Annotated in this window: 7 protein-coding genes and 1 tRNA gene; 5 read left to right on the forward strand and 3 right to left on the reverse strand. The window is 71.6% G+C overall.

Annotation, left to right across the window (positions count from 1 at the left end; genetic code table 11):
* Positions 1-98 precede the first annotated feature (98 nt).
* Positions 99-1088, forward strand: a complete 990-nt coding sequence (locus tag AC5LSR_RS04255; RefSeq protein ID WP_493468169.1) for a 2-hydroxyacid dehydrogenase — start codon at positions 99-101, stop codon at positions 1086-1088.
* Positions 1089-1260: 172 nt separating this feature from the next.
* Here AC5LSR_RS04255 and AC5LSR_RS04260 read toward each other — a convergent pair.
* From AC5LSR_RS04260 to AC5LSR_RS04270, 3 genes are all read right to left on the reverse strand, one after another.
* A tRNA-His gene (locus AC5LSR_RS04260) sits at positions 1261-1333 on the reverse strand.
* A 270-nt stretch (positions 1334-1603) separates the two neighbouring features.
* Positions 1604-2362 carry an oligoribonuclease gene (gene orn, locus AC5LSR_RS04265; protein ID WP_250284873.1) on the reverse strand — a complete coding sequence of 253 codons (759 nt, stop codon included), beginning with the start codon at positions 2360-2362 and terminating at the stop codon, positions 1604-1606.
* Between the two features lie 118 nt (positions 2363-2480).
* On the reverse strand, positions 2481-4076 hold the full coding sequence (locus tag AC5LSR_RS04270; RefSeq protein ID WP_493468170.1) for a CoA transferase: 1596 nt from the start codon (positions 4074-4076) through the stop codon (positions 2481-2483).
* Between the two features lie 884 nt (positions 4077-4960).
* On the opposite strand from AC5LSR_RS04270, the gene AC5LSR_RS04275 reads away from it, so the two are divergent.
* The 4 genes from AC5LSR_RS04275 to aat all read left to right on the forward strand — a co-directional run.
* Positions 4961-6007 carry a ferritin-like domain-containing protein gene (locus tag AC5LSR_RS04275; RefSeq protein ID WP_250284877.1) on the forward strand — a complete coding sequence of 349 codons (1047 nt, stop codon included), beginning with the start codon at positions 4961-4963 and terminating at the stop codon, positions 6005-6007.
* Between the two features lie 318 nt (positions 6008-6325).
* Positions 6326-7321 (forward strand): pirin family protein, encoded by a 996-nt coding sequence (locus AC5LSR_RS04280; protein ID WP_250284878.1) that lies wholly within the window; start codon positions 6326-6328, stop codon positions 7319-7321.
* A 644-nt stretch (positions 7322-7965) separates the two neighbouring features.
* A complete protein-coding gene (locus AC5LSR_RS04285) occupies positions 7966-10332 on the forward strand; it encodes a putative bifunctional diguanylate cyclase/phosphodiesterase (protein ID WP_250284888.1) in 2367 nt (788 codons plus the stop codon).
* On the forward strand, positions 10323-11277 hold a 955-nt coding region (aat, locus tag AC5LSR_RS04290; RefSeq protein ID WP_493468171.1), incomplete at its 3' end, for a leucyl/phenylalanyl-tRNA--protein transferase. The genes AC5LSR_RS04285 and aat, both read left to right, overlap by 10 nt.

Below are 11277 nucleotides of genomic sequence, written 5' to 3' on the forward strand. Positions count from 1 at the left end.
TCGGGTGACCCGGCCTCGGGTGACCAGGCTCCCGGGCGGCCGGCGTCCAGGGCGCAGGGAGAGTGATCGTGATATTTCGGGCCGGTTAGCCTTCGTCCATGGCAGGAACCGAAGCGGGCACGGTCGTGGTCAGCCTTCCGGACAGGCGCTGGATCGACCTGGTCGGCCCGGTCCCGGCCGTGCGGGCCGTGGTGTGGGACGCCGGCTCCGACCCGCGGCGGGCGGGCGTGCTGGACGCCGAGTTCCTCGTCCCCCCGTACATGAAGCAGGCGGACTGGTCCCTGGTCAACGGCCTGCCCCGGCTCCGGGTCGTGCAGACGCTTACCGCGGGTTACGAGGATGCCATCGCCAACGTGTCCCCGAGGGTCACGTTGTGTAATGCGGCGGGGGTGCACGACGCTTCCACGTCCGAACTGGCCGTGGGGCTCGCCCTGGCGCAGCTGCGGGGGATCCCGGCCGCGGTCCACGCGGCCGGGGCCGAACGGGGGCGCTGGCAGCCGCGCACCCTGCGCTCACTGGCGGACCGGAGGGTGCTCGTGGTGGGCGCCGGCGGCCTCGGGACGGCCATCGCCGCCCGGCTCGAGCCGTTCGAGGTGTCGCTGACCCGCGTCGCGAGCCGGGCCCGGGACGACGGGCGCGGCCATGTCCACGCGGCCGCCGAGCTGCCGGCCCTGCTCCCGGAGCAGGACGTGGTCGTTCTGGCCTGCCTGCTCAACGAGAGCACCCGCGGCCTTGCCGACGCCCGGTTCCTCGCCGCGATGCCGGACGGCGCGCTGCTGGTCAACGTCGCCCGGGGAGCGGTCGTCGACACCGACGCCCTGCTGCGCGAACTGTGCGACGGGCGGTTGCTGGCGGCCCTCGACGTCGTCGAGCCGGAGCCGCTGCCCGATGATCACCCGTTGTGGTCCGCGCCCGGTGTGCTGCTGACCCCGCATCTCGGCGGCAACACCAGCGCGTTCAAGCCCCGCGCCGCCGCGTTTCTCCGGGACCAGATCGCCCGGTTCGCCGCCGGCGACACGCTCCAGGCGATCGTCGCCGGCCCGCCGGCCCCGGGGTCACCCTCCGAGATCGCCATCCCAGCGCCATAACCAGACACAATGATCGATATTTCAGTACCAGGCAGGCATTCGACCAGCCGCCAGGGGGTGCAGGGGGGACGGAATCCCCCTGACATGGGGGTCCCAGGGGGTTCCCCCTGGGCCGGCATGACGCGGGAGCCTGGAAAGGTGGCCGAAGGCCACCGAACAGGATCCAACCGAGGGTGAGTGACGGGACTTGAACCCGCGACACCCGGGACCACAACCCGGTGCTCTACCAGCTGAGCTACACCCACCACGTGCTGAAGAACCACACATCAAAACCGAACCGCTGGCCGTCAGCGGTTGCGCACCCGCTGGGGCGTACACCCATGACTGGCCGGCCAACTGTTCAGGCCCGGCCCATAGTACCGGTCGATTGTCCTTCTGGCGAAACGCTTTGCGGTGCCACCGGCGGGCCGGGCTCGTGCCCGGACGGTGACCACTTCCCGATGGCGGCCGCGCTCGGCGGACGGTGACCTTGCCCCGGTGGATGGTGACCGTGCCCGGACGGCCGCCCCGGCCGTTCAGACGGCCGCCGGTGGGGTCCGCGCGGCATCCGCCGGGGCGCGGCTCGTGGGAGTGGTCGCTGCGGGAGCGGTCGCTGCGGGAGCGGTCTCCGCCGAGGCGGCGCCCGTCGGTGCGGATGGCAGGCTGCCCGCGTCGTCGCCCGCGCCGGTCTCCCGGCCTGCCGTTTGGGTGATCTCCTGGGCCGCCGCCCGGGCGAACTCGCTGGTGGGTCCCGGCTGCGGCACGAAGATCACTTGTCGGTAGTAGCGCAGCTCGTCGATGCTCTCCTGGATGTCGGCCAGGGCGCGGTGCCCACCGCGCTTGGCCGGTGCCGCGTAGTAGGCCCGCGGGTACCAGCGCCGGGCGAGTTCCTTCACGGTCGACACGTCGACCATCCGGTAGTGCAGGTAGCTGTCGAGCGCCGGCATGTACCGGGCGAGGAAGTTGCGATCGGTAGCGATCGAGTTGCCGCACAGCGGGGCCTTGCCCGCGTCCGGGACCTGATCGCGGATGTAGTCGAGCACCTGCCGTTCGGCGTCGGCAACGGTCAGCGTCGATGCCCGTACGGCTTCGGTCAGTCCCGAGGCGGCGTGCATCTGCTGGACGACGGCATCCATCCCGGCCAGCGCGCTCTCCGGCGCGGACACGACCACGTCCACGCCGTCGCCAAGAACATGCAGTTCGCTGTCGGTGACCAGGCAGGCGACCTCCAGCAGGAGATCCGAGGCGGCGTCGAGCCCGGTCATCTCACAGTCGATCCAGACGAGGCGATCCATATCTGGTTGACCATAGGGTCTCCGGGCCGGAACGTCACGCGCGGGCCCGTCCGTCGCCGGTCGCCGGTCGCCGGTCGCCACATCGTGATCACAGGCAGCCTGATCGCAGGCAGCCTGATCACAGCCAGGCCGGGGACGAGGCGCCGAGCGGGAGCGGCGGATGGGACCAGGTGCGCGGGCCGCCGGCCACCCGTAGGGGCGGAAGCACGTAGGTCAGCCGCCCGCCGTGGCTGTCAACCGTGTCCAGCCACGGCGCCACGTCGACCGCCGGGGCGTTCCCGGAGGCGCTCGCCACGGCCGCGCCACCGGCCGTGGCACCGCCGGTGACGGCTCCACCGGTTTCACCGGTCTTCCCATCAGCCCTCGCGCGCTGGGCGAGCAGCCAGGTGGCGGTCTGGGCGAGTGACAGCTGAGCATGCCAGGAACCGGGCTCCCGGTGGCGCAGTGTGAGAGCGCGCAGGACGGCCGCCGCCGTCAGGTAGCCGGTGGCGTGGTCGAGCGCCTGGGCGGGCAGCACCCCTGGCCGGCCTTCTGACCGGCCTTCTGACCGATCTCCTGACCGATCTCCTGACCGGCCCTCCGAGCGGCCCTCTGGCCGGCCGCTGCCCGGATCGTCGCCGGCTTCTGTCGTGGCTATGCCCGTGGCAGCCTGGACGATGCTGTCGAACCCGCGCCGGCCGGCCCACGGCCCGGCCGGTCCCCATGCGCTCAGCGTCACCACCACGATGCCGGGACGCCGCTCGTGCAGCGCCCGCGGCGACAGCCCGAAGCGGTCCAGTGCCCCGGGGCGGTACCCGCTCACGACGACGTCCGCGGACGCCAGCAGCTCCTCGAACGTCCGTCGGTCGGCCGGGCGTCCGAGGTCGAGAAAGGCCGATCGCTTGCCCGGGCCGGTGTCGAGGTGCTGGGCCGGGATCTCGGGCAGCCGCGGGCTGTCGACCCGCAGGACGTCGGCGCCGAGGAAGGCGAGGGTCCTGGTGCCGATCGGGCCGGCGATGACCCTGGTCAGGTCGAGGACGCGGATCCCGGCGGCGGGCCGGCCGCGCTCGCGGGCCGGGCGATGCCCCGCGCCGGGCGGGTGCCCGTCGCCCAGGCGGTGCATACCGGCCAGGGGCAGCCCGGCGAGGGCACGGCCCTGCGGGTGCTCTCGCCACCCGGCGGTGTCCCGTACGGCCGCGGCCACGCCGCCGTGCGCCACCACCCTGTCCTCGACCTCGGTCGCGGGCAGCGTGGCCACGGCCGCCCTGACCGCGGCTGTCGGATCGGTCGCGGTGTCGGCGATCCCGAGCGCCGCCCGCAGCCGGGCCCGATGGTGCGGGTAGTTGCCGTGCAGCCGCACCCAGCCGTCCGCCGTGGGCAGGAAGGCCGACAGCGGATCCATGCCGATCTGCGGCCGGCCGTCGAGGCGCAGATGCCGTTCGCTGGTGAAGGCCGCGGCCACCGCGCCGCTGTCGATCGTCAGCGGCTCCCCGCCGCGTGGGCCCGCTCCCGCGGGTATGGCTGCCTCCGCGGGTATGGCGTTGAGTTCGCCGGCCGCGAGCCCGACGACGGCCACGCTCGCCTGGGCGAGCGCGCTGACCGGCAGCCGTGCTGGCAGGGCCTGCGGCGAACCGATGATCGTCACCGTGTCCTGGCCGGGAAACTCGCCGCCGAGCGCTCGCGCGGCTTCGGCGATCATCTCCCGAACATGACGAAAATGTGATTTGTCACTCATCGATGGGCCGTTTTCGCGCACGGACGTCGGCACCCGCGCCCTTGCGACGACATCGCGTGCGGCTTCCGCGACATCGCGTACGGCGGGCCGTCGAGCCGGTGGGCGCTCCGGGCCGCTGTACCGGCCCGCGAAGGGGCGGACCGTCCGGTGTCAGCGGCGCCAGGCCGGGCGCCCCGGCGGCCGGACCGCCACCCGGCGGTGGCGATGGCTGTCACGGGGACGTTGACGGCTCCGGAGCCGTCCCGCCGCTCGCAGGCGTTCTTGTCGCAGGAAATCCGGTCGACTGCAGATGCGGTCCACGGCCCCGACGGTAGCGGTCCAGCCGGCTTTCGGGGCCAGTTGTCACAAACCATTAACTTTACCGGCGGCGTGTCGAGCATCTTCACCCCCCCCAGGAGATGAGCCCGCGGGGGCGGACGGGATGATGCCCGGCCGCGTCACCACCCGATGTCAGTGTGTGGTGAGCCCGCCGGCGTGGCCTCGGCATGACAGCCGATGCGGCGGTCGGTGCGGCAATCGACGTGGCGCTCGACTGGCAATCGACGCGGCGGTCGATGGGACAACTGTCCGGCGGCTGTTCCACGACATGCTGTCCGTCCAGCGGCACGGCGGCTGTCCAGCGGGTGGCGTGACTCACCAGGTACCGTGACGATGTGGGCATGGACGATGTGGGCGGATGCGACAGGCCCGGCCGAGGGCGGCCGGTTCGTCGTGGCGTCCTGTCGGGGCTGCCTCCCCGGTCCGCGCGAGCGGCCGCCGGCGGTACGGACGACCGGGATCGCGCTGCCGGCCGGCCGGCCCGGGCCTGGTGACTGGAGGTTCGGCCCATCAGCGCACATGACCGCTACGACGCGTCGGCCGGCGACCGCACCTGGAGCATCCCCATGGCCGGCGACGCCCGGTTCTCCTGGGACTACGCCGACGGCCGGGCCCGGCTGCTGGCCCTCTACCAGCAGGGCAAGGACAAGCAGTGGGACGCCACGACCAGGATCGACTGGTCACAGGAGGTGGATCCGCACCACCCCCTGGGGCTGTCGGACCGGACGGTCCCGATCTACGGGCTCCCGCTGTGGGACAAGCTCGGCCGGCGGGAGCGCGGCGAGCTGCGCCAGCATCTGATGGCCTGGCAGTTCAGCCAGTTCCTGCACGGCGAGCAGGGCGCGATGATCTGTAGCGCCCGGATCGTCGAGTCCGTCCCGGACATGGACGCGAAGTTCTACGCCGCGACCCAGACGATCGACGAGACGCGGCACGCGGAGATCTACTCCCGCTTCCTGACGGAGAAGATCGGCCTCCTGTACCCGATCAACCCCGAGCTGCGCTCCCTGCTGGCGACGACGCTGAGTGACAGCCGGTGGGACATGCCGTACCTGGGCATGCAGGTGCTCATCGAGGGTCTCGCGCTGGCCGCCTTCGGCGTCCTGCGGGACGTCGCCACGGCGGCGCTGCCCAAGCAGATCCTTTCCTACATCATGCAGGACGAGGCCCGGCACATCGCGTTCGGGCGGCTGGCGCTGCGCGACTACTACGCGCAGCTGTCCCGCCGGGAGCTCGACGAACGCGAGGAGTTCGTCGCCGAGAGCTGCTGGCTGATGCGTGACCGGCTGCGTGGCGCCGAGGTCTGGGAGAACCTCGGCTTCGACGTGGACGCCTGTCTCGCCGCGGTGGAGACCTCCGAGTACATGCGGGCTTTCCGCAAGCTGCTGTTCAGCCGGATAGTGCCGTGCGTGAAGGACATCGGCCTGTGGGGGGAGAAAGTCCGCACCGCCTACGAGCGGATGGGCGTCCTCGAGCTGGCCGGTCTCGATCTCGCCGCGCTGATGCGCCGGGACGCCGACATCGCCGACGGCCTCGACCGGGCGCGGGCGCAGGAGGCCGACCTGGCCAGGCGGCGGGAGCAGGTGGCGGAGACGATCGCCACGGCGCTCTGACCCGGGCGGCCCTGCTCCAGGACCGGCTCTGGTCTGACGGATGCGTGACCGGCCGGATGGGTATGTGACGGACCGGTCGGCCGGACGCGCGGCCGACCGGCTCCGGGCGGGCGGCCATGGACAGCCGTGGACAGCCGTGGACAGTAACGGTCATGATCGTAGTGGACGGCCGTCCGCGGCCGTCCACGGTCCGGTCGGTGGCCGTCCAGGGTCCCGTGGATCCGGCGGTCGTCCATGGCCGCCGGGAAGGGATCCGGACGATCCGGGGTTGTCATCCTCCGATAGTTGCAACAGCAACGAGAATCTGGGAGGGACAGCATGCCTGCCGTTACCGCCGACACAACCACCCTGCCGCGCCTGGCCGTACCTCTGCCCGGCCAGCTGGAGCGGCCCGTCCGGTCGGTCACGACCGCGCCGTCAGGCCGTGAGGGCGAGGGCTTTCCCGTCCGCCGCGCGTTCGCCGGGGTCAGCCTTGCCGATCTTGACCCCTTCGTCCACATGGACCAGATGGGTGAGGTCGACTACGCGCCCGGTGAGCCCAAGGGCACGCCGTGGCATCCGCACCGCGGCTTCGAGACCGTGACGTACATGATCGATGGGACGTTCCAGCACCAGGACTCCAACGGTGGGGGCGGGGTCATCACGGACGGGGCGACCCAGTGGATGACCGCGGGCGCCGGCATCCTGCACATCGAGACCCCGCCCGAGCGGCTCGTCGTCAGCGGCGGCCTCTTCCACGGCATCCAGCTGTGGGTCAACCTGCCGGCGCGGGACAAGTTCAGCCCGCCGCGCTACCAGAGCATCGAAGGCGACCAGGTCACACTGCTCGCGTCGCCGGACGCGGGCGCGCTGCTGCGGATCATCGCTGGCGGTCTCGCCGGTGACCCGGCCGGTCACCATGGGCCGGGTGCCACCCACACGCCGATCACGATGATGCACGCGACGCTGTTCCCGGGCGCGCGGCTGACGGTCCCCTGGGAGCCGGGTTTCAGCGCGCTGGCCTACGTCCTTGCCGGCTCGGGACGGGCCGGCGGCGAGGGCCGGCCGGTCCGCACCGGGCAGCTCGCCGTGTTCGGCCCCGGTGACTACCTGACGCTCGCGGCCGACGACCGGCAGCCCGGGGCGGATGGCCGGCTGGAGGTGCTGCTGCTCGGCGGGCGCCCGATCCGGGAGCACGTCGAGATGTACGGGCCGTTCGTGATGAACACCAAGGAGGAGCTGCGCCAGGCGGTGGCCGACTACCAGGAGGGCCGGCTCGGCGTCATTCCCCCGAACGCCCTTATGCCGCACCGGGCCGCCCGCCGGTCGGAGTGATCGGACGCGAAATCCGTAGTTGATCGATTATCGGCAGTCAACCGAAGAATCGAGCCTTCTTTCGGTAATGCCGGAGATCGGTATACGGTGCAAAAACAGATGCAGATGCAGGTGCAGATGCCGGGGCGATACATATCCGTGTTCCGGTGCGCACGCTTTGAGCCCGCCACGCTTCGACAGTACGGAGCGTGACGGGCTCATGTCGATTGCGGCCCGTTGGCGTCCGCTTATACGATGTGTGTTTACCTGCTCGACTTTTCGTCGACCTCTTGACGTCTTTGGCTGGATGCCGGGAGGCTTCGGCGTGCCGTCGTGGCGAGACGGTGTTGAACTAGCGGTGCGGGAGCGTTCCCCGCGGAAGTAACCCGCCTTTGGTGATCCAGGTGTTCCGGGCGCGGTGGGAGCGTGGTCGTCACGCCACACCTGGCCCACCGGGGTCATGGGAGCTGGCAGGGCCGTCCAGCCGCATCCCGGCGGGGCGACGGCAGCCCGGGAATGACCCTCACCGGTACCGCGGGTGGCCCTGGTGCCCTCGAGCCGCTGACCCGGGCCGGGGTTACCGGGTGGGTGGTTCAGGATGAATAGGTGTCGTGATGCCAGAATGTATCCCGCTGACGCGATAATGGGGAGATGACCGCTTGACGATGTCAGTTCACACCGCTCGTCGGCTGCGGTTGATCGGTGCGGGGCAGGTCGTGCTGCTGGTGGCGGCCGTGTTTTTCGCCGTCACGACGCTCGTCGGCCTACGTGATGTGTCGTCCATCGTCAACCAGGCCGACAGGTGGCTGGGCAACAGCTTCAGCATCGCCGCCGGTGGCTTTTGTATGTTGCGTGCCATTCTGGTCCGCGGTGAGCGGCTCGCCTGGGCTGTGCTCGGCACCGGCCTGCTGTCCTATGGCGCCGGCAGCATCTACTTCACCGAGATCATGAACCATGCCGACGCGCCGTCGCCGTCGCCGGCGGACATCGGCTGGCTCGTGTTCTACGCGACCACCTGTATTTCCGTGATCCTCCTGCTGCGTGGGCGGGTCACCCGGTTTCACCCCAGCCTGTGGCTGGACGCGCTGGTGGGCGGCCTCGGCGTGGCCGCGCTGGCGAGCGGGCTCGCCGCCGTCGTCATCGGCGTGGACAACCCGGCGGGGCTGTCGGTCCTCGGCCTGAACATCGCCTACCCGCTCGCCGACCTGATGCTGCTCGTGCTCGTGGCCAGTGCGTTCGGGCTGCGGGGCTGGCGCCCCGAGAAGGCCTGGTGGCTGCTGGGGATCTCCCTCGCCGGCTTCGCGGTCGCCGACACGATCGTCACCGGCGCGATGGCGGGCGGCACCTACACTCCGGGCGGCCCGGTCGAGGCGCTCTGGGCGCTCGCGCTCGTCCTGCCGGCCTGCGCCGCGTGGCAACGGGCCCCACGGGAGATGTCCGACCGGGTCGCCGGCTGGGAGATGCTGTTCATCCCGTTCTTCTTCGCCGTCAGCGCGCTCACGCTGCTGGTGGTCGGGGCCTTCATCAGGCTGCCGCCGCTGACCGTCGTGCTCGCCGCCGGGACGATCCTGTCCGCCATCGTGCGTGCCGGCATCACGTTCACCGAGGTCCGCCAGCTCGTGGACAGCAAGATGCAGGCGCGCACGGACGAGCTGACGGGGTTCGCCAACCGCCGCGGGTTCTTCGAGCTGCTCAGCGAGGAGGAGGCACGCGACTGCGGCGCCACGCGCTTCGCGCTGCTCGTGCTCGACCTGGACCGCTTCAAGGAGATCAACGACTCTCTCGGCCACCAGGTCGGCGACGACCTGCTCAAACTCGTCGGCCGCCGGATCGAGACGGCGCTGCGCCCGACGGACCTGCTGGCCCGGCTCGGCGGCGACGAGTTCGCCGTGCTCCTCCAGGACGCCGACGCCACCGCGGCGCGGGCCGTCGCCGAGCGGGTGCTGGCCGCCCTCGACGGCCCGTTCGACGTCGACGGGGTGAGCTTCCACGTCGACGCCAGCATCGGGGTCGCGGTCTATCCCGATCACGCGGTGGCCGGGAACGTCCTGCTGCAGCGGGCAGACATCGCGATGTACGCCGCAAAGGCGGCCCGTACCCGGATCGAGCACTACCGGCCCGGCGCCGACCTGCACATCCTCGACCGCCTCGACGTCATCGAGACCCTGCGGGCCGGGCTCGGCCAGGACCAGCTGCGCCTGCACTACCAGATGAAGGTCGACCTGCGCACGGGCATCTGCCACGCGGTGGAGGCCCTGGTGCGCTGGGAGCATCCCACCAGGGGGCTGCTCCAGCCCAACGAGTTCCTGCCCATGGCCGAGCACACCGGGCTGATGCGCACGCTGACCCTCGAGGTGCTCGGGCTGGCCCTCGACCAGTGCCGCCAGTGGTGGGACGCCGGCCTGAAGATCGGTGTCGCGGTCAACCTCTCCGCGCCCAACCTGCTCGACAAGGGATTCCCGGCCGAGGTCAGGGACCTCCTCACGGCGAAGGGGGTGCCGCCGAGGGCACTCGAACTGGAGATCACCGAGACCGCTCTGATGCTCGACCGGATCCGGACCGCGGCCGTGCTCGGCAGCCTGCGGGAGATGGGGGTCCGCATCGCCGTCGACGACTACGGCACCGGCTACTCGTCCCTGGCCTACCTGCGGGAACTGCCGGTGGACGTGCTCAAGCTGGACAAGTCGTTCGTCATCCACCTCGACTCCGACCCGCTCTCGGCGGCCATCGTGCAGTCCACGGTGGGGCTGGCGCACTCCCTGGCCCTACGGATCGTGGCCGAGGGGGTTGAGACCGAGACGGCCATGGGCCGGCTGGCCGACTACGGCTGCGACTTCGCCCAGGGCTTCTACCTGGGCGCACCCCAGCCCGCCGACAAGCTGACCCCGCTGCTGTGGCACCGCAACAATCGCCGCGCGTATTCCTCCTCCGGGGAGGGCGGATACCCGCCGTCCCGATTAGAGCGGGTGACAGCGGCTGACCTGATGGCCGACGGGGCCGAGCCCGCCCGCGCCGGTCACCCGTGGACCTGACCACCATGGACGCGGGCGGCACAGGCTCAGGCGGCATGGACCCGGGCGGTATGGACCCGGGCGGCATGGACCCGGGCGGGGGCGGCGCGGACCTGACCGGCCCGCCCCGGCATCCTGGCCGGTCGGTGTGGGACTCCGTGGCGGAGGTCGGTCCGGCCGATCCCGGTGACGCTCCGTTCGCCTTCGGTGGTGATCTCTCCCCGGCGACCCTGGTCGGGGCCTACCGACGGGGCGTCTTTCCCTGGCCGCCCGACGAGCCGCCCGACGAGCCGGCCGGCGGTCCGGTCGCGGTGGCGAATGCCCTGGGGCCCGGTGACCCGGCGGCGGCCGGCGGCCGGCCGCCCATCTTGTCCCGCGACGCCCAGGAACTGTCCCCCGACGTCCAGGAACTGTCGCGGGATACCCGGGGACGGGCCGATCTCGCCTGGTGGAGCCCGGATCCGCGCGGTGTACTGCCCGTCGGCGGGGTGCGCGTGGCCGACTCGCTGTTCAAGCGGATGCGCGCGTGCGACTGGACGACCACCCTCGACCACGCGTTCGTCGACGTCGTGCACAACTGCGGCCAGGGCACCCGGCGTACCTGGATCACCACCGAGCTCGCCGGCGCCTACCAGGAGCTGCACCGGCTCGGCTGGGCGCACAGCGTCGAGGTGTGGCAGGACGACGAGCTCATCGGCGGGATGTTCGGCGTGCTCGTCGGCGCCGCCTTCATGGCCGAGTCCATGTTCCACGTGCGCACCGACGCGTCCAAGGCCGCGCTCGTCGACTTCGACGCGCGGTTCGCGCCGGCCGGTGGCCGGCTCGTCGACGTGCAGTTCGTCACCGCGCACGCGAAGTCCATGGGAGCGGTCGAGATCCCGCGGGTGCGTTTTCTCACGGAGCTGCGGCAGGCACGGGATGCCGAGGTGCGGCTTGACCGCGGCCGGCTACCGGTCACCCGGCTGG

The sequence above is a fragment of the Protofrankia sp. CiP1_Cm_nod4 genome, from assembly GCF_982290645.1.

Excerpts from the sequence above, each read along its gene's own strand:
- AC5LSR_RS04255 (WP_493468169.1), top strand. The coding sequence starts at position 99 with ATGGCAGGAACCGAAGCGGGCACGGTCGTGGTCAGCCTTCCGGACAGG.
- orn (WP_250284873.1), bottom strand. The coding sequence starts at position 2,362 with ATGGATCGCCTCGTCTGGATCGACTGTGAGATGACCGGGCTCGACGCC.
- AC5LSR_RS04270 (WP_493468170.1), bottom strand. The coding sequence starts at position 4,076 with ATGAGTGACAAATCACATTTTCGTCATGTTCGGGAGATGATCGCCGAA.
- AC5LSR_RS04275 (WP_250284877.1), top strand. The coding sequence starts at position 4,961 with ATGGCCGGCGACGCCCGGTTCTCCTGGGACTACGCCGACGGCCGGGCC.
- AC5LSR_RS04280 (WP_250284878.1), top strand. The coding sequence starts at position 6,326 with ATGCCTGCCGTTACCGCCGACACAACCACCCTGCCGCGCCTGGCCGTA.
- AC5LSR_RS04285 (WP_250284888.1), top strand. The coding sequence starts at position 7,966 with ATGTCAGTTCACACCGCTCGTCGGCTGCGGTTGATCGGTGCGGGGCAG.